We start from the raw sequence: 21963 nt of genomic DNA, 5'->3' as shown, positions 1-21963 counted from the left end.
ACTGTTGCCACCGCGTGGTCACTTGTCCCCCAGAACCATCGTTCCGACACCTTCAGTGGTGAAGACTTCGAGCAGCACCGAGTGGGCCAGCCTGCCGTCGATCACGTGCGCCTGCGGGACCCCGCCGCGCACCGCGCGCAGGCAGGCCTCCATCTTCGGCACCATGCCGCTTTCCAGGTCCGGCAGGATCTTCTCCAGCTCGGCGGCGCGGATCTGGTCCACCAGCGACGACTTGTCCGGCCAGTTCGAGTACAGGCCCTCGACGTCCGTGAGCACGACGAGCTTCTCGGCACCAAGAGCGACCGCGAGAGCGCCGGCCGCCGTGTCCGCGTTCACGTTGTGCGGCACGCCGTGGATGTTCGGGGCGACCGACGACACGACGGGGATGCGGCCCGCGCGCACGATGTCGAGCACCGCGTCCGGGTTGACCTCGGTGATGTCGCCGACGAGGCCGATGTCGACCTCCTCGCCGTCGACGATCGCACCACGACGGGTGGCCGTGAACAGGTGCGCGTCCTCACCGGAGATGCCGACGGCGTAGGGGCCGTGCTGGTTGATCAGGCCGACGAGCTCGCGCCCGACCTGCCCGACCAGGACCATCCGCACGACGTCCATGGCCTCCGGCGTCGTGACGCGCAGGCCGCCGCGGAACTCGCTGTGGATGCCGAGCCTGTCCAGCATGGACTTGATCTGCGGGCCGCCGCCGTGCACGACGACCGGGCGCAGGCCGCACAGCCGCAGGAACACCATGTCCTCGGCGAACGCCTTCTTCAGCTCGTCGTCGACCATGGCGTTGCCGCCGTACTTGACGACCACGAGCGCGCCGCGGAAGCGCTCCAGCCACGGCAGCGCTTCGACGAGGACCGCCGCTTTCTCTTGTGCGTTCATGAGGAGTAAGCGCTGTTCTCTTCGACGTAGTCGTGGGACAGGTCCGTGGTGAGCACCGTGGCCTCGGCCTCGCCGACGTTGAGGTCGATGACGATCTCGATGTCACGTCCGGACAGGTCGGCCTCGCTGCGGTCCCGGTCGCGGGTCCCGTTGCGGTACAACGACACGCCGTTGATCAGGATCTGCAGCACGTCCGGGTCGATCTCGGCGTCCGCGCGGCCGAGCGCCATCGCGATGCGGCCCCAGTTCGGGTCGCTGCCGAACAGCGCCGTCTTCACCAGGTTGTCCTCGGCGACGGTCCGTCCGATGAGGACGGCCTCGGCCTCGGTGGCGGCCTGCTTGACGGTGATGCTGATTTCCTTCGTGACGCCCTCGGCGTCGCCCTGGAGCTGCTTGACCAGGTCGCCCGCGACCTCGGTCAGCAACGCGACGAAGTCGTCGAACGAGGGCTCGACGCCCGAGGCGCCCGAGGCCAGCACCAGCACCGTGTCGTTGGTGGACGTGCCGCCGTCGACGTCGAGCCGGTCGAACGTGCGGCCCGTGGCCAGGCGCAGCGCCTTGTCCAGCGAGTCGCCGGAGATCTTGGCGTCGGTCGTGATGACCGACAGCATCGTGGCCATGTTCGGGGCGAGCATGCCCGCGCCCTTCACGAACCCGCCGACCGACCAGCCCTGCTCGGAGGCCTTCCACGACTGCTTGGGGCGGCTGTCCGTGGTCATGACGCCGGTGGCGGCGTTGAGCCCGGCCTCCACCGTGGAGTCCAGCTCCTTCGCGACGTTCTCGACGCCGGTCAGGACCTTGTCCATCGGGAGGCGCTCGCCGATCAGGCCGGTCGAGCAGACCGCGACGTCGACGGCGCCGGTGCCGAGCACCTCGGCGACCTTCTCCGCGGTGGCGTGGGTGTCCTGGAAGCCTTCGGGACCGGTGCACGCGTTGGCGCCGCCGGAGTTGAGCACCACCGCGGTCAGCCGCCGGGACTGGATCACCTGCTGCGACCACAACACCGGCGCGGCCTTCACCTTGTTCGTGGTGAACACGCCCGCGGCGGCGTCGGAGGGCCCGTCGTTCACGACGAGCGTCAGGTCGAGAGCGCCGGATTCCTTGATTCCGGCGGCGATCCCGGCGGCCCGGAAGCCCTGGGGTCCGGTGACGCCCTTGTTGCGGTTCACGGAGCGACTCCAACGGTCGAGAGGCCGGTCGTTTCCGGCAGTCCGAGAGCGAGGTTCATGCACTGGACAGCGGCACCCGCGGTGCCCTTGGCCAGGTTGTCGACGGCGGCCACGACCACGAGCCGGCCGAGGTCTTCGTCGACGGTGACTTGCAGCTGGACGGCGTTCGAACCGAGAACGGCGTTCGTCGTCGGCCAGAGGCCTTCGGGTAGGAGGTGCACGAACGGCTCGTCCGCGTACGCCTTCTCGTAGGCCGCGCGAACGTTTGCGCCGTCGGTCTTCAACGAAGCCGTGCAGGTCGCGAGGATGCCCCGGGACATCGGGGCGAGCACCGGCGTGAAGCTGACCTTGATCGGCCGGCCCGCGGCGGCGCTCAGGTTCTGGGTGATCTCGGGCGTGTGCCGGTGGGCGCCGCCGACGCCGTAGGCGCTGGCCGACCCCATGACCTCGGACCCGAGCAGGTTCGTCTTCAGCGACTTGCCGGCACCGCTGGTGCCCGACACGGCGACGATGACGACCTCGTCCTCGATGAGGTCGACGGCCGGGGCCAGGGCCAGCGAGGACACCGTCGGATAGCAGCCGGGAACGGCGACGCGGCGCGCGCCGACGAGCGCGTCCCGCCCGTTGGGAAGTTCGGGAAGTCCGTACGGCCAGGTGCCCGCGTGCTCACCGCCGTACCACCGCTTCCAGTCGTCCGCGCTGGTCAGCCGGTGGTCGGCGCCGCAGTCGATCACGAGCGCGTCGTCGCCGAGTTGCTCGGCCAGCGCGGCTGAGTGACCGTGGGGAAGTGCGAGGAACACCACGTCGTGGCCCTTGAGCGTCTCGGCTGTGGTGTCTTGTAGTTCCCGGTCGGCGAGCGGCAGGAGGTGCGGCTGGTGCTTGAGCAGCCTGTCACCGGCGCTGCTGTTGGCCGTCAGCGCGCCGATCTCGATGTCCGGATGGCCGAGTAGCAGGCGGAGCAGCTCGCCACCCGCGTACCCGCTGGCGCCCGCGACCGCGATCCTCACTGTCATACGCATGATTATGCACAGACATGCAAACTCACTCAACAGGAGTTTGGCCACCTGGCGAACCGATCGGAGCCACCTGGCGCTGTGGGGCGCTGAACGCGGTCGACGATGATGTTGCGCGTGAACGTGAAGGTGCGCGACGGGTGGTGGGCGGCAGGTGCCCTCCTGCTGGCGTTGGTGACGCTGTTCGCGCCGCTCGGCAGGCCAGTGCACTGGTGGCTCGTCGTGGCGTCCGCGGTGTGGGCGGCGGCGCTCGTGCCGATCAGCGCTCGCTGGCCGCGGTGGGCGATCGTGCTCACCGCTCCCCTCAACGGGGTCAACAACCTGCTCGCCATCGCCCCGACGTCGCTGGTGGTCTTCCGCTCGGCGCGGTCGATCCGGTCGCAGGGGCAGCTGTGGGCGCTGGTGGGCGTCACGGCGGTGCTGCAGGCGGCGTTCGGCGGCCTGCACGCGTGGCGAGCGGGCGACAGCTTCTTCGAATACGTGCTCGGCACGCTGTTCTCGGTCGTGTTCCTGCTGATCTTCCCCGCGGTGTCCGGTGCGCTGATCGGGCGGCGCAAGCCGTTGACGCAGGTGCTGATGGAGCGCAACGACTACCTGGAACACGCGCGCGCGTTGACGGCGAGCACCGCTCGTTCGGCCACACGCGCACACATCGCCAGCGAGATGCACGACACTCTCAGCCACCGGCTCCGGCAGCTGACCACGCACGCGGACGCGCTGGAGCAGTCCGCCGCCGAGCACGCGCCCGAGCTGCGCGAGCAGGTCGAACTGATCCGCAAGACGTCCGCGGTCGCGATGGAGGAACTGCGCGAGATCCTCGGCGTGCTGGGCACCTCCTCCGAGCACGACGAGGACGCCGGCACGCGCGCGGACGTCCAACGACTCGTCGCGGCGTCTTCCGCGGCAGGCCTGTCCGTGCACCTCGACTGGTCAGGCGATGACCTGGCCGATGCCGACGCACGCCTGCGCAGGGCGGTGCACCGGGTCGTGCGCGAGGGACTCACGAACGTGCACAAGCACGCCCCGTCAGCCCGGACTCGGGTGGCCGTGACCGTCGCCGACCGGGTGCGGGTCGAGATCGTCAACGGTCCCAGCGCGGCACCGAGGGGTGCCGGCACCCGGCGCGGGCTCATCGGCCTGGAAGAACGCGTCGAGCTGATCGGCGGCTCGTTCCTCGCCGGGGTACCGGCGGGCGGCGGGTTCCGGGTGCTGGCCGACCTGCCGTCGCACCCCGTCGTGCAGGAGGAGACCGGTGCTGCGGGTGCGGTGGCGGAGGCGCCGCCGCCGATCACCGCCGAGGTCCTGACGATGCCGCGCGTGGTCGGCGGCGGCTGTCTGGCCACGCTCTCGCTGGTTCCGGCGCTCGGCACGGTGCTCGTGCTGCTCGCGGTCGCGGTCTTCAGCCGCAGCGAGATCAGCCCGGAGGAGTTCGAGAAGTTCCAGGTGTCGGTCACGCACGAGGAGGACGTCACCGAGAAGTTCGGGTTCGGCGTCCCCTCGGACCACACGGGGTGCTACCGCTACCACGTCGAGGGCTCCGACGACCGCGACTTCGAGGTCTGCTTCGACCGGAACAGCGCGCTCATGACCGCGAAGAGGGAGCTCGCCCGATGAGGTACGTCTGGTCGCTGCTCGCGTTCCTGGTCGGCCTGGTGCCGCTGATCGCCCCGCTCGCGCCGGTCCCCCACACCGCGCTGACGGTCGCGACCGCGTTGTGGATCGCCGCGCTGGTGTGGATCGCTCCGGACAGGCCCGAGTGGGCGCTGCTGCTCACCGCGCCGCTCTTCGCGGTGAACAACCTGTGGGCGCAGGCCATCACGACGTTCGTGGTCTTCGCCGCGTGCCGCCGCCTCCCGCGACTGGGCCGGTTGTGGGCGTTGCTCGGCATCATGACGCTGCTGCAGACCGCGTTCAGCCAGTTCCAGGAGAGCTACCGGAGCATGCCGCTCTGGGAGGCCGTGGTCGGCGCGATCATCAGTTCGGTGTTCTTCGTGCTGTTCCCCGCCGTCTCGGGCATGCTGCTCGGCCGCCGGAGGCCGATGGTCCGGCTGCTGCAGGAACGCAACGAGTACCTCGAGCGCGCCCGCGCCCTGACCGCCGCGTCCGCCCGTGCCGACGAACGCGCGCACATCGCCGGCGAGATGCACGACATGCTCGGCCACCGGCTCAGCCTCATCTCCATCCACGCCGGGGCGCTCGAGCTCACGACCGCCCGCAAGGCGCCCCAGCTGCACGAGCAGGCCGAGCTGATCCGCACCACGTCGTCGCTCGCGATGGCCGAGCTGCGCGAGATCCTCGGCGTGCTGCGGACGAACCCCGAGCCCGAGTCGCTCGACGAGGACACCGGCACCCGTTCCGACATCACCGCGCTGGTCGAGGGTTCCGGACTCGCCGCGACGCTCGACTGGTCCGGTGACGACCTGCACGGTGCCGACCAGCGCACCCGCCGCGCGGTGCACCGGGTGGTCCGCGAGGCCCTGACCAACGTCGCCAAGCACGCACCGTCCGCCCGCACGCGGGTGCAGGTCGCGGTGCAGGGAGGCCGGGCCCGCATCCAGGTGGTGAACGGCCCGTCGGCCGCCCCTCCCGGCCAGGGCACCCGGCGCGGCCTGATCGGTCTGGAGGAACGAGTCGGGCTGCTCGGCGGGTCGTTCAGCGCGGGTGCGCCGGTCGAGGGCGGTTTCCGGGTGGCGGCGGACGTGCCGCTGAACCCGCCCGCCCAGGCGGAGCTCGCCACCGCCGAGGTCGTGGAGGTGCCTCCGCCGCTCGCCGCCGAGGTGCTGACCGTGCCGCGCGTGCTGGGCGGCGGCTGCCTCGGGATGCTGGCTCTGCTGCCGATCGTGGGCGCCCTGACCGTGTTGCTGCTCTTCGCGTTGTTCAACCCGACGCAGATGAACGCGCCGTACTTCGACTCGCTGCGGGTGGGTGTCACGTCCGAAGGGGACGTCTACGAGGAGTTCGGCGTGGGGCAGCTCGGCGTGGACGGGTGCTCGCGGTTCCGGACGTCGCACAACCCCGACCTCGCCTACAAGCTGTGCTTCCGCGACGGCAAGTTGTCCTCGAAGGAGCAGGAGCGCCCGTAGGCTGCTGGTCGTGATCCGAGTTCTCATCGCTGACGACGAAACGCTCATGCGGGCCGGCATCCGGCTGATCCTCGAGAACGACCCCGAGATCACCGTGGTCGCCGAGGCCGGCGACGGCAGGCAGGCCGTCGAGCTGACCCTCAAGCACACGATCGACGTCGCGTTGCTCGACATCCGCATGCCGGGTGGTGACGGGCTCAAGGCCGCCGAGCAGATCGCGGCCAGGGCCAACGTCGTCATGCTCACGACGTTCGGCGAGGACTCCTACGTGGCCCAGGCGCTCAAGGTCGGCGCGACCGGGTTCCTGCTCAAGGACACCCCGCCGCAGGAGCTGATCAACGCCGTCCGCAAGGCCGCGCGGGGCGAGCCGATCCTGGCCCCGCAGATCACCCGGCGCCTGATCGAGAAGCACCTCATCGCGCCGAACGAAGGCCCGGAGGCGCGCCGCAAGATCGACGCGCTCACCGAGACCGAGCGAGGCGTGCTGAAGCTCGTGGGCGAGGGGCTGTCCAACACCGAGATCGGCGAGCAGCTCTTCATGGCGACCGGCACGGTGAAGGCGCACATCAGCCGGATCCTGCCCAAGCTGGAGTGCTCCAACCGCGTGCAGGCCGCCATCGTGGCCCACGAGGCCGGCCTCACGAGGTCGTGAAGCGGTCCAGTGCGCGGATCTTGTTCGTGGCGTCCAGTGCGGCGACCTTGTAGGCCTCGGACAGCGTCGGGTAGTTGAAGACCGTGTCGACCAGGTAGTCGACGGTGCCGCCGCAGCCCATCACGGCCTGGCCGATGTGCACGAGGTCCGTGGCGCCGGTGCCGAAGACGTGCACACCGAGGATCTTCCGGTCCACAGTGGACACCAGCAGCTTCAGCATGCCGTACGCGTCGCCGACGATCTGGCCGCGCGCGAGCTCGCGGTAGCGCGAGATGCCGACCTCGTACGGCACCGCGGACGAGGTCAGCTCGGCCTCGGTGGCGCCGCAGTAGGAGATCTCGGGGATCGTGTAGATGCCGATCGGCTGCAGCGAGGTCAGTTCGTGCACAGGCTCGCCGAACGCGTGGTACGCGGCCAGGCGGCCCTGGTCCATCGACGTCGCGGCCAGCGCGGGGAAGCCGATCACGTCGCCGACGGCGTAGATGTGCTCGACCGGCGTGCGGTAGTGCTCGTCGACGGACAGGCGGCCGCGGTTGTCGGCCTCGATCCCGGCGGCGGCGAGGTTCAGCTTGTCGGTCGTGCCCTGCCGGCCAGCCGAGTACATGACGGCGGCGGCCGGGATGCGCTTGCCCGACGCCAGCGTCGTGATGGTGCCGCCCTTGGACACCTCGACGTTCACGACCTTCTCGCCGAAGCGGAACGTGACGGCCTGGTCGCGCAGGTGGAACTTCAGCGACTCGACGATCTCGGGGTCGCAGAAGTCCAGCATCCGCTCGCGCTGCTCCACGACCGTCACGCGGGTGCCCAGCGCGGCGAACATCGAGGCGTACTCGATGCCGATCACGCCGGCGCCGACGACCACGAGCGACGCCGGGATCTCCTGCAGCGCGAAGACCTCGTCCGAGTCGAGGATCCGCTCCTCGTCGAAGTCCACCACGGAGGGACGGGCCGGTGTCGTGCCGGTCGCGATGACGACGTACTCACCGGTGATGGTGGTGTGGTCGCCGCGGTGGCTCCCGTCGACGGCGACGGTGTGCTCGTCGACGAACCGGCCCCAGCCGTTGAGGAGGTCGATGCCGTTGCGGTGCAGTTGCGCGCGCACGACCTGGACCTCGCGGCCGATCACGTGCTGCGTGCGGGCCATCAGGTCGGTGATCGTGATGTCCTGCTTGACGCGGTAGCTGGCGCCGTACAGCTCGCGCTGGCTCATGCCCGTCAGGAACATGACGGCTTCCCGCAGCGTCTTCGACGGGATGGTGCCCGTGTTCGCGCAGACACCGCCGACCATCTCCTGCTTGTCGATGATCGCAACGCGCTTGCCCAGTTTCGCACCCGCGATCGCCGCCTTCTGGCCGCCAGGACCAGAGCCGATGACGATCAGGTCGTAGTCGTACGACGTCATGGTCGTCAGACTACTTCGACGGATGCGATTCCACTCCGGAACTCCTGAACGGCAGCAGATCCAGCAGGCGGGCGGTGGCCCGGTAGTCCGCGACCCGCTCGGCGAACGGCCGCTGCACGATCCTGTGCACGGCGTCCCTGCTCAGCCGCTCGTAGGCGGGCACCGTGTCGTTGCTCAGGAAGTCCCAGCGCGCCACCCGGTCCGCGTAGTTGAACGCGGGCAGCGGACCGCCCAACAACGGCCGGTACTGCGCGGGCGTCTTGCCACCGGGAACGGGCATCGGCCCGGCGACCGTGATCGCGTACGTCACCATCTCGCCGGGTGGCAGGAAGCGGGACCGCATCCGGTCGAACTGGTCCGCGATCACCAGGTTCTGCTCGCGCGACGAGAACTCCATCACCGCCTGCGCCGGATCCGCCCACGCCGCCGTGGTGTCGGCGTCGATGATGCCCGCGTCGCGCAGCTCCTCCACGGCTTTCACGCCACCGTGCAGATAGGCGGCGTGCATCGCGCCCAAGTCCATGAAGATGTGCTTCTGCATCGACATCAGCATCGACGAGAACCAGCGCAGTTCCGGGAGCGTGCCGAGGTCGAGCATGCCGGCGGCGAACGCGGGCGCGCCGATGTTCGCGAATCCCATCCACCGCAACGTGTCCGGGTGCGTCAGGTAGAGCTTCGCGTAGAAGTCGTAAACGGCGAAGATCACCGCTCGGTTCGAGTCCGCGGGGCGCTGCGGGTCCCACTCGGCGAGGTCGACGCCCGCGTCCTCGGCGGCGCGGACGATCCAGTACTGCCACAGCAACGCCCTGAACCGCGTCGGCGCGATGCCCTTGGCCCGGTACGCGGTCAGCGCCTGCTCGATCGCGGCGCGGTCGGACGGCAGATCGGGGTGCACTCCACCCCGCTGTTCGCCGTTTCCGTTCACCAGCGGCAGATCGAGATAATCCACCGTGTCCGCTTTGGTGGCACCCATGCTGCCGAGCACGAGCGCCGCCACGACCATGAGCACGCGCATGAACGCGAACTGTATCCGGATCAAGCAGCCTTTCCGTTCACATGTACACCCGGTCAAGTGATGCTTTGCGCATTCGTTAGCACTTCCGGTACCGATGGGGCCATAAATCTCAACAGGGCTACTCCTTATGCCTATAACGTTTGGGCGTGACTCTTGAGGTTTCCTTGATCGAGGCGGTTCGAGCGGGACTCCAGGAACGCGCGGATCCGGTGAAGGCACTGGAGATGCAGGCGTACATGAAGTCCGGCATGCCGTTCCTGGGCGTGCAGAAACCGGGACGGGTCGCACTGCTGAAGTCGCTGCCCCAGTTGCACGACCGGGACGCGTGGTTCGACGCCATCCGGACGTTGTGGCGCGAGGCGACCTATCGCGAGGAGCGCTACATCGCGTTGTCGCTGAGCGGTGATCGCCGATTCCAGTCCGTCGATCTGCTGCCGTGGTTCGACGAGATGATCGTGACCGGCGCGTGGTGGGACTACGTCGACGAGATCGCGTCGAAACGGATCGGGCCGTTGCTGCGTTCAACGCCTGACGTCGTGCGGCCGTTGATGCTGAAATGGTCCGCCGACACGGACAGGTGGCGCCGCCGGACGTCGGTGATCTGCCAGCTCGGGTTCAAGGGCGCGACCGACGTGGAACTGCTGACGGCGTGCATCGACGCCAACGTGGACGATCCCGACTTCTTCCTGCGCAAGGGCATCGGCTGGGCACTGCGGGAGTTCGCGAAGACCGAGCCGGGCTGGGTGCGCGCGTTCGTCGAGGCGCGGCCGGGGCTGTCACCGCTGTCGCGGCGCGAGGCCCTCAAACACCTGCACGGCTAGCCGTGCTTCGCGCGACCCGAGTAGGTGAGCGGGAAGACGAGCTCGGCGCACGCCGCCGGGACGTCCGCGGCGACCTCGACCTTCATGGCGACCTCGACCGCGCCTCCGGCGGGGATCTCCACGATGTCGGTGAGCGGCACGACCGTCAGCACACCGGACGGGCAGCCCTCGACGCGCTGCTGCGTGCCGTCGAGCGGCTGGCCGGGCACCGCCGAGAGGCTCTCGACGATGATGACGACGGGGTTGGGGTTGGACAGCCGCACCTTGCGCTCGCCCACGGCACCCGGCGTGAGCTCCACGGGAGCGCCGGAGATGTCGTTGATCTCGAACGGCTTGAGCTGTTGCATGCCCGACTCGCCGCTGCTCACGGAATACGCCATGGCGGGCGACTGCGGCTCAGGCCAGGTGAGGTGCATGGCCGCCACGACCGCCGCGCCGACCATGAGGATCGTCAAGGACACGGCGATCTCAAGGCGCGGACCCAGACTACGCATGGCGCAACTCTCCAGAGTTGTTGCTCCCAGGCGGTGGGTTCGCCTCTAGCTCCCCACCGGACCGGCGACCAGACTCGCCCGGTGGTTCATCGCTTCGCCCCTCGGCCCTAGCGGGCCGCGCCGCCAATCTTGGAGAAGCTTCACGTACTGCGCAAGCGTCTGACGGGCGCCGATTTCCCCTTGTAATGAGGGACTTTTGGCACCTTGACAGCTACGCAGGGCTACCACCTGCTGATTTGATCCCAAATCCCGATGTCCGGGACTCAGCCGATCGAGCGAACTTTCACGGGCAATTTATCTGAGTGTGACTCGTGGACCAGCTGCCGACCGTGGCTTGGACTCGTACGCGGTCGATCGGCGCGGGCACGTTGTAGGTCAGGTCGGGGGTCGTGGCGCTGTTCCTGAAATCGGCGTTGGACCCGTTCCCCTGTTGCCACAGTACTGTGTACAAACTGGCGCCCGGCACCGCCTCCCACCTCACGGTGGTCGAGTTGCCGGCCTTCACGCAGGACGTGATCACCAACGGCTCCACGGTGCCCGCCTTGGCCTGCGCCGTCCCCGTCCTCGACGTCTGCCAGGCCGCCGAGGCGGGCTGCGCCGCGAGCAGGCACAGCACCGCCGCCGCGATCACCGGGCGCTTCATGCCCCGGTCCCGCTCGCGATCGTCACGACGACGGGCACGTCGATCGAGGCGCCCTGGCAGGAGTTCGGCGCGTTCGAGGCCATCGACACGCTGAACGTGATGGTCACCGGAGCGCTGTTCGCGGCCAGCTGCGTGCCGGGGAACCGCTCGGCGAACGAGACGCCGCACGTGCCGGCGCCGTTCGGCGCGATCGAGGTGACCGTCACCGGGTACGGGTTGGGGTTCGCCACCGTGACGACCGCGTTGCCCGAGGTGCCGGGGTAGAGCACACCGGTGGTGACCGCGCCACCGGTCACCACCGGAGCCAGTGCGGTGCCCGCCTTGGTGGTGGCACTGCCGGTCCCGGAGCTCGTCCAGGCCGCGTAGGCGACGCCGGAACCGAGTGCGGCCGTCGCGACCGCGAGGACGATGACGCCCCGGCGGACGTACCGCCGCCGGACGAGTTCCCTGAAGCTGATCATGGCTTGATCGCCGTTCCCGAGTAGGTGAGGGGGAAGGTGAGGTTCTTGCAGGCATCCGGTGCCGACGAGGCCATCCGGACGGTCAGCGGCACGTCGGCGTAGCCGTTCTTGACGACGAGGACCGGCGCCTTGAGGGCGTCGACGGTCACGGTCTTCGCCGGGCAGTGCGGGGAGGGCCGCCCGACCGAGGTGTCGAGCCGGGTGACCTTGATGTCCTGGTTGTTGGGGTTGGTGACCCGCACCGCGCGGGTCACCGTCCCACCGGGGACCAACCCCGTCGCCGCGCCGGCGTCCGCGATCGTGAACGCCTTGGCGGGGTTGTCCGCCGCGCTGCTGACCGGTGAGAGGACCAGCAGCACGGCGAGCACGATCAGGGCGCGGCGCATGGCTCAGGCAGCCGAGACGAGCGTTGCGGTCAGGGGCAGCGAGAAGGCCTTGTTCTGGCAGGCGTCGGAGGCGTCGGCCTTCATGGTGGCCTGGAGCACGTAGGTGCCGGACTCACCGGTGGCGATCGTGCCCGCGGGGTTGCTCACGGCGACGCTGGTGACGGTGGCCTCGGCGCAACCGCCGATCTCCTGCGACTCACCCGCGCTGATCGACGTGACCTTGACCGGGTAGCCGTTCGGGTTGTTGATCGTCACCGAGAAGCTGACGGTCCTGCCGGGGTACAGGCCGCCCGCGCCGTCGACCGGGTTGATGGTCGAGTTGACGCTCGTGGTGGAGCCGACGGAACCGGAGCCCGAACCGCTGCTCGACCATGCGGCGTAGGCGATCCCGCCACCCACGGCGACGATGGCGACTGCGGCGATGACGGTGGTGCGCTTGCGCATGTTGTTCTCCTGAGGCGTGGTGCTCGGTGGGACGGCACCAAGTTTGGAGAACCTTCAATCACTACACAGCGTGCACAAGACACAAGAACGAGGACCCGGGAGGCACTGTTGTCAACCAGCATGGATCGGTTACATGCGCACGCGGACTGGAGGTCAGGACTGTCCTTACGCGAATAGGCCCGGGATTCTCGAAGAATCCCGGGCCTCACGCGGTGTGACTGATCAGGCGCGGAGAGCCGCGCCCAGGCGCTCGCCGGCGGCGGCAACGGCGGCGTCGCGGGCCGAAGTCGCCTCCTCCACCGTCAGCGTGCGGTCCGGCGCGCGGAAGCGCAAGGAGTACGCGAGCGACTTCTTGCCCTCGCCCACCTGCTCACCGGTGTAGACGTCGAACAGGCGGATGTCCTCCAGCAGGTCGCCGGCGGACGCGCCCAGGACCTCGGACACCGACTGCACCGGCACGGAGGCGTCCACGACCAGGGCCACGTCCAGCAGCACCGGCGGGTAGGCCGACACCATCGGGGCCGGGCGGTGGTCGTCCAGCGGCAGTGCGTCGAGGTCGAGCTCGAACGCCACGGTGCGCTTGGGCAGGCCGAGCGCCTCGACCACCTTCGGGTGCAGCTCACCGGCGTGGCCGACGGGCCAGTCGCCGACCCGCAGCTCGGCGCAGCGGCCGGGGTGCCAGGGCAGCAGGTCCGACGCCACGACGCGCAGCTGCACGCCGTAGGCCTGAGCGGCGCGACGGGCGGCCTCGACGGCGTCCGACCAGTCGGCGATGCGGCCCTTGCCCCACCAGCCGGCCAGTTCGCGGTGGCCCGTGAGGACACCCGCGACGTGCAGCGGCTGGTTCGGCAGCGCGGCCAGCAGCGAGGCCACCTCGGCCTCGGTCGGCCGGCGGTCCACGCCCAGCGACGGCACGGGAACCTGCTGGGCGCGCGGCAGCGTCACCTGGGCGACGTTGTAGAGCGAGACGTCCTTCACACCACGGGCGAGGTTGCGCTGGAGGGTCTCCAGGAGGCCCGGCAGCAGCGTCGTCGCCAGGACGTTCTTGTCCGCCTCCAACGGGTTCAGCACGCCGACCGCGTTGCGGCGGATGTCGTCCGCCGGCAGGCCGAAGGCGTCGAACACCGACGGGTCGATGAACGGGAACGGCTTGACCTCGACGAACCCGTCCTCGGCCAGCGTGCGCCACACCGTGCGGCGACGGCGCTGCTGCTCGGTCAGGCCGCGACCGGCGGGAGCGGGCGGCAGCACCGACGGAATCGTGTCGTAGCCCTCCAGGCGCAGCACCTCCTCCACCAGGTCGGCGGGCTGCACGAGGTCGGCACGCCACGTCGGCGGCACGGCCGTGACGATCGTCTGGCCCTCCTCCGAGGTGGTCACCGAGACCTGGCAGCCGATCTGGCCGAGACGGCGGGCCGTGACGCCCCGCGCGTAGCGGACGCCGGCGATGCGGTCCGGCAGGTCGATCGGCATCGACACCGGCTCGGGCAGCGCGGGCGTGCCCACGTCCGTGCGGCCGGGCTTGATCTGGCCCTCGGCGTAGTGGTTGAGCAGCTTCGCGGCCCGCTCCAGCGCGACGGGCGCGAGAGCCGGGTCGACCGTGCGCTCGAAGCGCTTCGCGGCCTCGGACGGCAGCTTGTGCCGGCGGACCGTGCGCGCGATGGACGCCGGGTCCCAGTTCGCGGCTTCGAGCAGGATGTCCGAGGAGGCGTCGCCGACCTCGGTCGACGCACCGCCCATGACACCGGCCAGCGAGATCACGCCGGAGTCGTCGGCGATCACGATGTCGTCCGTGTCGAGCGCGCGGACCTGGTCGTCCAGCGTCGTGAGCTTCTCCCCCGCCAGCGCCCGGCGCACCGTCAGCGCGCCGGACAGGGAAGACGCGTCGAACGCGTGCAGCGGCTGACCCAGTTCGAGCATCACGTAGTTCGTGACGTCGACCGGCAGCGAGATCGAGCGCATGCCCGCGAGCATCAGGCGGCGGCGCATCCACCACGGCGTCGGCGCCGTGGGGTCGACACCGGTGACGCGGCGCGCGACGAACCGCGAGCAGCCGGGGCGGTCATCGACGTGGACCGGCCACGCCTCGCCCTCGGGCTCGGGGATCTCGACCACGCCGGGGTCTCCGAACGGCACGTCCAGCGCGCACGCGATCTCGCGGGCGAGGCCGCGGACCGAGAACGCGTAGCCGCGGTCCGGGGTCGGCGCGAGCTCGATGACGCTGTCGTTCAGGCCGAGCAGCTCCAGCGCGTCGTCGCCGGGCTGCGCGGTGCCGGTGGGCAGCACGAGGATGCCGGAGTGGTCGTCGCCGATGCCGAGCTCGTCGGAGGCGCAGATCATGCCCTGCGACACGCGGCCGTACGTCTTGCGCTCGGAGATCGCGAAGCCACCGGGCAGCACGGCGCCGGGCAGCGCGACGACGACCGAGTCGCCCTCGACGAAGTTCGTGGCACCGCAGATGATCTGGTTGACCTGCTCGGGGCCGACCTCGACCTTGCAGTAGCGGATGGGCTTCTTGAACTCGGTGAGCTCCTCGATCTCGACGACGCGACCGGCGACGATCGGGCCGGTCACGGGACCGAGCGGGCTCACCTCCTCGACCTCGATGCCGATGCGCGTGAACGCCTCGGCGAGCTCGTCGGGCGTGGGGACTTCGTCGAAACCGAGGTGTTCGACCAGCCAGCTGACCGGGACGCGCATCCGGATCAGGCCTCCGTTCCGAAAGGCTGGGTGAAGCGGACGTCGCCCTCGACCATGTCGCGCATGTCGGGAAGGCCGTTGCGGAACTGCAGGGTGCGTTCCAGGCCCATGCCGAACGCGAAGCCGGAGTAGACGTCCGGGTCGACGCCGGTGGCGCGCAGCACGTTGGGGTTGACCATGCCGCAGCCGCCCCACTCGACCCAGCCGGCGCTGCCCTTCTTCTCCGGGAACCAGACGTCGACCTCGGCCGACGGCTCGGTGAACGGGAAGAAGCTCGGGCGCAGGCGGGTCTTCGAGTCCTCGCCGAACATGGCGCGGGCGAACGCGTCGAGCGTGCCCTTGAGGTGGCCCATCGTCAGGCCCTTGTCGACCGCGAGGCCCTCGACCTGGTGGAACACCGGGGTGTGCGTCGCGTCGAGCTCGTCGGTGCGGAACGTGCGGCCGGGGCACACGACGTACACCGGCAGGTCGCGCTCCAGCAGCGTGCGGGCCTGCACGGGAGAGGTGTGCGTGCGCAGGACCAGCTGCGAGTCACCCGGCGCGATGTAGAACGTGTCCTGCATCGAGCGGGCCGGGTGGTCCTTGCCGAAGTTCAGCGCGTCGAAGTTGAACCACTCGGTCTCGAGCTCGGGGCCTTCGGCGATCTCGTAGCCCATGGCCACGAAGACGTCACCGATGCGCTCGGCGAGCGTGGTGATCGGGTGGCGCGCGCCGCGCGGGAAGCGGTCCCAGGGCAGCGTGACGTCGACGGACTCCTCGCGCAGCACCCGCTCGTCGCGCTCGACCTGGAGCACGGCGAAGCGCTCTTCGAACGCGGTCTTGATCGCGGACTGCGCCTCGTTCACCCGCTTGCCCGCCTCGGCCTTGGCCTTGGGAGGCAGGGCACCGATCTCGCGGCGGGCCAGCAGCACGGGCGACCGGTCACCGAGGTGGCCGGGCTTGACCGCGGCCAGTGCCTCCAGGTCGGCTGCTCCGGCGAACGCCTCGCGCGCCTTCTGCACGGCGGCGTCGAGGTGCTCGGCCGACAGCGCCGCGACCTGCTTCGGGTCGTACGGGTCGTTGGCTCCGGACATGGTTTGTGGACAGCTCCCAGTTTTGATCCACACAGCGGACCTCGGTAATGAACAGGCCGATCCTAGTCGGTACCGTCTTGACCGCTCGGGCCGCTTCCGTTAACGGCCCTGTACCGCGCTCGCCAGCGCTGCACGACGGGCGGCAGCACCACCAGCGAGACCGCGAGCAGCAGGTACACGTCCCAGGGATCCCCGAGCAGCCGGCCCAGCAGCACCGTCGCCGTCACGCAGCCCAGGAGCACTGCCGATCTCCACGCCCAGAACCACATCGCGTCCCCCAGGTGCTCATAAAAAGCGGCATCAACCACGCGGTCGTACCTAGGATGGGCGGCATCATGTCGCACACCTTCCGCGTCGACCTGCGCGGCATCATCGACCTCCTGAGCCACCACCTCTACAGCAGTCCGCGCGTCTACGTGCGCGAACTGCTGCAGAACGCCGTCGACGCGATCACGGCGCGGCGCGAGCTCGACCCGTCGTGCCCGGCCGACATCACGATCACCTGCGGTTCCGCGCTGACGATCACCGACACCGGCGTGGGGCTCACCGAGGACGAGGTCCACGAGCTGCTGTCCACGCTCGGCCGCACGTCCAAGAGGGACGACCTGGGCTTCGCCCGCGAGGGGTTCCTCGGCCAGTTCGGCGTCGGCATGCTGTCGTGCTTCCTGGTCGCCTCGTCGGTGACGGTCGTCACGCGGTCTGCCCGCGGCGGTCCTGCCGTGCGGTGGGAGGCGGACTCCTCCGGCAACTACACGGTGTCCGAAGTAGACACTGCGGACGGTGCGCCGGTCGGCACGACGGTGCGGCTGAGCGCGTCGCGGGGCAACGAGCACTGGCTCGAAGCCGACGTCGTGCGGCCGCTGGTGAGCGACTACGGCGATCTGCTGCCGGCCGTCGTGACGCTGGACGGCGCGGCGGTCACCCGTGGCGAACGCCCCTGGGACGACGAGGACGCGGACCTCTCCGAGTACTGCGAGCAGGTCTTCGGGTTCAAGCCCTTCGAGGCGATCCCGATCGAGGTCGAGGCGGCGGGACTGACCGGTGTCGCGTTCGTGCTGCCGTCCGGGGTGCACCCCGGCACGCGCCAGACGCACCGGGTGTACCTGAAGCGGATGCTGGTCGGCGACAACGTCGAGGGTCTGCTGCCGGACTGGGCGTACTTCGTGCGGTGCGTGGTCGACGCGTCCGCGATCCGGCCCACGGCGTCCCGCGAGTCGCTCTACCAGGACGAGATGCTGCTGGCGGTGCGCGAGGAACTGGGCGAGCAGATCCGCGACTGGCTGATCCGGCTGGACGCGATCGAACCGCGCCGGGCCGGTGAGCTGCTGGCCGCGCACCACCTGGGCATCAAGTCGCTGGCGCGGTCGGACGACGAGATGCTGCGGCTGGTCGAGCGGTGGCTGCCGTTCGAGACGACCGAGGGCGCGATCCCGTTGCGGCAGTTCAAGCGCAAGCACGGCGCGATCCTCTACATCCCGGACGTCGACGAGTTCCACCAGCTCGCACCGGTCGCGGCCGCGCAGGGGCTGGGCCTCGTGAACGCCGGCTACGCCTACGACATGGAGCTGCTGAACCGGCTGAGCGCGCTGGACGGCCCCGCCGTCGCACGCCGGGTCGCGCCGTCGGAACTGCTGGCGGCGCTGGCCGATCCGGAGCCGGACATCGAGACGGCGCTGCGGCTGCGGCTCTCCGAGGGCGCGGCGGCGCTGGACCGGCACGACTGCGACGCGGTGATCCGCGACTTCGACCCGGTCTCGTTGCCCGCCCTGCTGATCACCAACGCGGAGCAGCAGCGCAAGCTCGACACCGAGCAGACCGCGGAGGAGGTGACGGACCCGTTGTGGGCGGAGCTGCTCGGGCAGCTGACCGCGGGCTCCGGCTCGTCGCGCGCCGAGCAACTGGTCCTCAACTGCCGCAACCCGCTGGTGCAGCGGCTGGCGCGGCTGACCGACCCCGCCCTGGTGGAGCTGACGCTCGAATCTCTGTACGTGCACGCCGTTCTGCAGGCTCGGCGAGCGATGCGACCGAAGGACACGGCGGCGCTGAACCGCTCGTTCCTGGAACTGCTGGACCGCGCCGTTGGGGGCAAGTGAACATGGCCGACTTCACCGCAGAGGACGCGGAGCGGGCGTTCCTGGAGGCGTACAACATGCCCACGGGCATGCCGAAGCACGAGGCGCTGGAACGGGCCGCGCGCATGTCCGACGCGCTCGGGCACCTGCCGCTCGGCGTCTCGTGCCGGACCGCGCTGATCGACTCGGCGTACTACCTCTCGCGCTACGACCTGATGCTCGCGCCGTTCGCGTGGGTGCGGGCCGCCGAGGAGAAGGACCCGGAGGCGTTCAACGAGTACGAGGTGCACTCGCTGAACTGGGCGCACAAGTGGATCGCGACGGGGCTGCGCCGCGACCCGAAGTTCTCGCTGGAACAGCTGCAGGCCGTGATCGGCCAGCTCGCGGACCGCTACGGCAGGCTCGGGTTCTCGGTGCAGCCGGTGCACGGCGCCCGCGCCGAGTACGCCTACCACGTCGGTGACATGGCGGGCCTCGCCGAGCACCTCGGCCGTTACCTCGCCACGGAACGCGGGCCGATGGCGGACTGCGAGGCCTGCGTGATCGAGGAGCAGGTCTGGATGCTGGCGCGCCTCGGCCGCCACCAGGAGGCCGCCGCGCACGGCTGGGAGGGCCTGTCGGGCGACTCCGGCTGCGCCACGCAGCCGCAGGGCATCCTGTCCGCGCTGCTGTGGCCGTTGCTGGAGATCGGCGAGCTGGAGAAGGCCGCGCACGCGCACACCACGGCGTACCGGCTGATCAAGGACGACGAGATCACCTCGTACGTGCACGAGCACATCCGGTTCTGCGCGCTGACGGGCAACCTCTCGCGCGGCGAGGACATCCTGCGCCGCTCGCTGCACAAGGTGACGGCCGTGCAGCTGCCGGCCGACGAGATGTCGTTCGCCGAGTGCGCTTCCGTGCTGCTGCAGCGCCTTCCGGCCGACACGGTGTTCGAGGTCCCCGCCGTCGGGTCGCGGACGGCCGCCGAGCTCCTCGACCGGCTGTCGAAGCGGGCGATCCAGCTGGCGAAGCAGTTCGACGAGCGCAACGGCACGCCGGCGTGGCTCGACCGGATCACGAAGTCGCTGGAGCAGAAGGACTACCCGGCGGTGGAGCTCGCGGTGCCGGCCGCACCCGTCTCCGCGACCGCCGAGGAGCCGGTCGTGTCCGGCGACCCGGTGGAGATCGCCGAGTCGATGGTGGCGCTGTACGAGCAGGGCGACTTCGTGAAGGCGCGGCGGATGCTCGACTCGCTGCCCGCGGACATGGACTCGTTGCTGCCGCCCGATCTCGCGGCGCACGCGGGCATCCGCCGGATGACGACCGGACTCGTGCCGTTCGACCCGGCCGTGTTCGAGGAGCTGCTGACGGCGCTGCCCGCCGACCTCGCGCTGCGCTACCAGGCGCGGCTCGCGATGGGGCTTCCGGAAGGCCAGGCGCTCGCCGAGCGGTGCCTGGCCGAGGCGACGACGGACTACACGCGGACGGTCGCGGCGCTGTCGCTGGCCGAGCTGTACGACAACGCGCACGCGCACGAGCAGGCGAACGAGATGATCGCGCTCGCGTCCTCTTTGGACGTTCCGGAGCTGCGTGGCCGCGTCGCGGTCGAGACGGCCGAGCACAAGGCGCGGCAGCAGGACCTCGAAGGCGCGTACGCGGACGTCCTGACGGTCATGGCGGGCAAGCTCCCGCTGAACGCCCGGTTCGAGGGCTATCGGCTGCAGCTGCGGCTGGAGACGTTGCTGCACAAGGTGCCCGAGGCGGTGGCGACGGCGCGGGCGTTCGTGTCGGCGTTCCCGCTGCCGGAGTCCGCGGAGGCCCGCTGGTACCAGGTCGCGACGATCCAGGAGCTGGACCAGGAGGGGGCCTGCCTGGGTGATCTGCGCGAGGCCGTCGCGATCTCCCGCGTGCACCTCTCCCCCGGCCACACCGCGCACTTCTGCTTCGCGCTGAGCGGCGGCTACGTGCAGACGGACCGGTTCGTCGAGGCCGCCGAGGTCCTGGAGGAGTCGTTGCGGCTGCTGCAGGAAGGCCAGGAGGACCTGCGGCTGCAGGTGGTGTTCCGGCTCGGTCAGGTGTGCCGCAAGCTGGGCGAGCTCCCGGCGGCCGAGCGCTACCTGCGCGAGGCGGCCGACCTGCTGCCGCCCGAGGAAACGGGCCGCCGGGCGTTCCTGCTCGACGCGCTCGCCTCGGTGCAGGGCCGGCTGGACAAGCACGACGAGGCCATCGCGTCCTGGCGCGCCGGTGCCGCGCTGTGGCAGCAGGAGGGCAACCTCTCGGAGGCGATCGGCTCGCTGGTCGAGCTGGCGTCGAGCCTGCCCGACGACGAGATCACCGAGACCCGTGCGGCCGTGGACGACGCCGAGGCGTTGCTGCCGTCGCTGGACGAGCCGGCCGAGGTCACCCGGCGCCAGGCGGAGATCGCCGCCATCCGCGCGTGGGTGCACGGCCAGGCCGGTGAGTTCGCGCTGGCGATGAAGCAGTACCGCGACGCTGAGGCGCTGGTGGTGTCGCTGGGCGACGAGGGCTGGCGGGTGTTCGTCGTGCTGAAGGCGGCGCACGTGCTGCTCATCGCCGACGACGCCGCGGGCGCGGAGGCCGAGGCACGCCGGGCGGCATCGCTGCTGCCCGACGACAGCCAGGTCTCCAACGTGCTCTCGATGTTGTCGGAAGCGTTGCGGCGCCAGAACAAGCCTTCTGGCACCGATCCGCTGGTGCGCGAGCTGACCGCCCGGCTGGACTAGCCGGTCTTGTTCGAGGTCGCCTTCTCGTAGGCGACCTCGAACGCTTCCTCCGCGGGCACCTGGATGTGCGGGACCACTCCGACGCCCTCCCAGTTGGTGCCGGAGATCGGGTTGATGGCGCGGCCGTTGGGCACGGCGGACTTGAGGTGCGGGCCGACCCGGTAGCGGTCGCCGGGGTGGGCGCCGCCCTTCGTGGTCTCGCCGATGAGGGTGGCGCGCTCGTTCTGCTGGAGGTTGTAGCTCAGTTCCTCGGCGCCGGAGAAGGTGCGGCTGCTCGTGAGGACGTAGACGGGCTTCTTGCCGCCGAACTTCGGGCCCGGCACGTGCGGCAGCGTCCAGAACTGCTGGGTGGTGTCGTTCGGCCGGTTGTAGATGTCGTTGAGGTGCACCGGTTCGTCGAACAGGTAGCTGCAGATCAACGCGACCGTGTGCGGGTCGCCGCCGCCGTTGTTGCGCAGGTCGATGATCAGCGCGTCGGTGTGCGCGATGAGGTTCATGGCCGCGACGACGGCCGGGGTGGCGATCTCGGCGTCGTGCAGCAGGCGGAGCTCGAGGAGGCCGACGTTGCCTTCGAGCCGCTCGACCCTGCGCACGCCGAACGCGTCGAGCTCGGCTTCCTTCTTGTACGCCACCGGGTCCCAGGCCGACTCCTGGCCGGTCTCGGGGACCTCCTCAGCGCTGTGGAGCAGGCGGAGGTGCTTGTCGCCGTTGACGCTCTGCAGGTCCGCGGTCACCCTGGCCGCGAACTCCTCGTCGTCCACATCGGAGTAGGCGCCCTCGGCGAGGCGGGCGCGAATGACCTTCGCGATCTCTTCGGCCGTGTCGGGGAAGACGTAGTAGGCGGAGAGCTGGGAGCACAGGGTTTCGATCTCGGGTTCGCGCACGGGGCGCACAGTAGCCGCGCGCCCGGCGCCCGTCAGC

The 21963-nt window shown here is 70.1% G+C and carries 20 protein-coding genes; 6 read left to right on the top strand and 14 right to left on the bottom strand.

The window, feature by feature from the left end; all coding sequences use genetic code 11:
• Positions 1–18: 18 nt before the first annotated feature.
• The 3 genes from argB to argC are packed head-to-tail and all read right to left on the bottom strand — an operon-like array spanning position 19 to position 3070.
• Positions 19–888, bottom strand: coding sequence for an acetylglutamate kinase (gene argB / locus ORI60_RS32710; RefSeq protein WP_266041854.1), 870 nt, complete (start codon positions 886–888; stop codon positions 19–21).
• On the bottom strand, positions 885–2057 hold the full coding sequence (gene argJ, locus ORI60_RS32705; protein WP_266041853.1) for a bifunctional glutamate N-acetyltransferase/amino-acid acetyltransferase ArgJ: 1173 nt from the start codon (positions 2055–2057) through the stop codon (positions 885–887). The genes argB and argJ overlap by 4 nt, the downstream gene beginning before the upstream one ends.
• Positions 2054–3070, bottom strand: a complete 1017-nt coding sequence (gene argC, locus ORI60_RS32700; RefSeq protein WP_266041852.1) for an N-acetyl-gamma-glutamyl-phosphate reductase — start codon at positions 3068–3070, stop codon at positions 2054–2056. The genes argJ and argC overlap by 4 nt, the downstream gene beginning before the upstream one ends.
• Before the next feature lie 117 nt (positions 3071–3187).
• Here argC and ORI60_RS32695 point away from each other — a divergent pair, with 117 nt between their 5' ends.
• The 3 genes from ORI60_RS32695 to ORI60_RS32685 are packed head-to-tail and all read left to right on the top strand — an operon-like array spanning position 3188 to position 6805.
• A complete protein-coding gene (locus ORI60_RS32695) occupies positions 3188–4684 on the top strand; it encodes a sensor histidine kinase (RefSeq protein WP_266041851.1) in 1497 nt (498 codons plus the stop codon).
• A complete protein-coding gene (locus ORI60_RS32690) occupies positions 4681–6153 on the top strand; it encodes a sensor histidine kinase (protein WP_266041850.1) in 1473 nt (490 codons plus the stop codon). Before ORI60_RS32695 ends, ORI60_RS32690 begins: the two co-directional genes overlap by 4 nt.
• Before the next feature lie 10 nt (positions 6154–6163).
• The gene (locus tag ORI60_RS32685) at positions 6164–6805 is read left to right on the top strand and encodes a response regulator (protein WP_266041849.1); all 642 of its coding nucleotides are present in this window, start codon (positions 6164–6166) and stop codon (positions 6803–6805) included.
• Here ORI60_RS32685 and sthA read toward each other — a convergent pair.
• Positions 6792–8207 (bottom strand): Si-specific NAD(P)(+) transhydrogenase, encoded by a 1416-nt coding sequence (gene sthA / locus ORI60_RS32680; RefSeq protein ID WP_266041848.1) that lies wholly within the window; start codon positions 8205–8207, stop codon positions 6792–6794. The genes ORI60_RS32685 and sthA overlap by 14 nt on opposite strands.
• A 10-nt stretch (positions 8208–8217) precedes the next feature.
• Positions 8218–9222 carry a hypothetical protein gene (locus ORI60_RS32675; RefSeq protein ID WP_266041847.1) on the bottom strand — a complete coding sequence of 335 codons (1005 nt, stop codon included), beginning with the start codon at positions 9220–9222 and terminating at the stop codon, positions 8218–8220.
• 146 nt (positions 9223–9368) lie between these two features.
• Between ORI60_RS32675 and ORI60_RS32670 the strand changes: the two genes are divergently transcribed.
• Complete coding sequence (locus tag ORI60_RS32670; protein ID WP_266041846.1) at positions 9369–10043, top strand: DNA alkylation repair protein; 675 nt, start codon at positions 9369–9371, stop codon at positions 10041–10043.
• On the opposite strand, the gene ORI60_RS32665 is transcribed toward ORI60_RS32670, so the two are convergent.
• The 8 genes from ORI60_RS32665 to ORI60_RS32630 all read right to left on the bottom strand — a co-directional run bounded on the left by ORI60_RS32665 (position 10040) and on the right by ORI60_RS32630 (position 16486).
• Entirely contained in the window at positions 10040–10537 is a 498-nt protein-coding gene (locus ORI60_RS32665) for a hypothetical protein (RefSeq protein ID WP_266041845.1), read from the bottom strand. The two genes, ORI60_RS32670 and ORI60_RS32665, sit on opposite strands and share 4 nt — an antisense overlap.
• A 283-nt stretch (positions 10538–10820) precedes the next feature.
• On the bottom strand, positions 10821–11180 hold the full coding sequence (locus tag ORI60_RS32660; protein WP_266041844.1) for a hypothetical protein: 360 nt from the start codon (positions 11178–11180) through the stop codon (positions 10821–10823).
• Positions 11177–11641, bottom strand: coding sequence for a hypothetical protein (locus tag ORI60_RS32655; protein ID WP_266041843.1), 465 nt, complete (start codon positions 11639–11641; stop codon positions 11177–11179). Before ORI60_RS32655 ends, ORI60_RS32660 begins: the two co-directional genes overlap by 4 nt.
• The gene (locus ORI60_RS32650) at positions 11638–12027 is read right to left on the bottom strand and encodes a hypothetical protein (RefSeq protein WP_266041842.1); all 390 of its coding nucleotides are present in this window, start codon (positions 12025–12027) and stop codon (positions 11638–11640) included. The genes ORI60_RS32655 and ORI60_RS32650 overlap by 4 nt, the downstream gene beginning before the upstream one ends.
• A 3-nt stretch (positions 12028–12030) precedes the next feature.
• Positions 12031–12471, bottom strand: a complete 441-nt coding sequence (locus tag ORI60_RS32645; protein WP_266041841.1) for a hypothetical protein — start codon at positions 12469–12471, stop codon at positions 12031–12033.
• A 222-nt stretch (positions 12472–12693) separates the two neighbouring features.
• A complete protein-coding gene (gene pheT, locus ORI60_RS32640; RefSeq protein WP_266041840.1) occupies positions 12694–15171 on the bottom strand; it encodes a phenylalanine--tRNA ligase subunit beta in 2478 nt (825 codons plus the stop codon).
• 5 nt (positions 15172–15176) lie between these two features.
• Positions 15177–16244: a phenylalanine--tRNA ligase subunit alpha gene (gene pheS / locus ORI60_RS32635; protein WP_266041839.1), complete on the bottom strand. Its 1068-nt coding sequence runs from the start codon at positions 16242–16244 to the stop codon at positions 15177–15179.
• A 62-nt stretch (positions 16245–16306) separates the two neighbouring features.
• A complete protein-coding gene (locus ORI60_RS32630) occupies positions 16307–16486 on the bottom strand; it encodes a hypothetical protein (protein WP_266041838.1) in 180 nt (59 codons plus the stop codon).
• Between the two features lie 93 nt (positions 16487–16579).
• On the opposite strand from ORI60_RS32630, the gene ORI60_RS32625 reads away from it, so the two are divergent.
• Both ORI60_RS32625 and ORI60_RS32620 read left to right on the top strand, forming a co-directional pair.
• Positions 16580–18337: an HSP90 family protein gene (locus ORI60_RS32625; protein WP_266041837.1), complete on the top strand. Its 1758-nt coding sequence runs from the start codon at positions 16580–16582 to the stop codon at positions 18335–18337.
• Positions 18338–18339: 2 nt separating this feature from the next.
• The gene (locus tag ORI60_RS32620; protein ID WP_266041836.1) at positions 18340–21042 is read left to right on the top strand and encodes a hypothetical protein; all 2703 of its coding nucleotides are present in this window, start codon (positions 18340–18342) and stop codon (positions 21040–21042) included.
• Here ORI60_RS32620 and ORI60_RS32615 read toward each other — a convergent pair.
• The gene (locus ORI60_RS32615) at positions 21039–21926 is read right to left on the bottom strand and encodes a S41 family peptidase (RefSeq protein ID WP_266041835.1); all 888 of its coding nucleotides are present in this window, start codon (positions 21924–21926) and stop codon (positions 21039–21041) included. The two genes, ORI60_RS32620 and ORI60_RS32615, sit on opposite strands and share 4 nt — an antisense overlap.
• Positions 21927–21963: the final 37 nt, after the last annotated feature.

The organism is Lentzea sp. NEAU-D7, from assembly GCF_026242055.1.
In the GTDB taxonomy this organism is placed as follows: domain Bacteria; phylum Actinomycetota; class Actinomycetes; order Mycobacteriales; family Pseudonocardiaceae; genus Lentzea.
The sequence above is the reverse complement of the archived record's forward strand: the minus strand, read 5'-3'. Positions and strand labels throughout refer to the sequence as shown.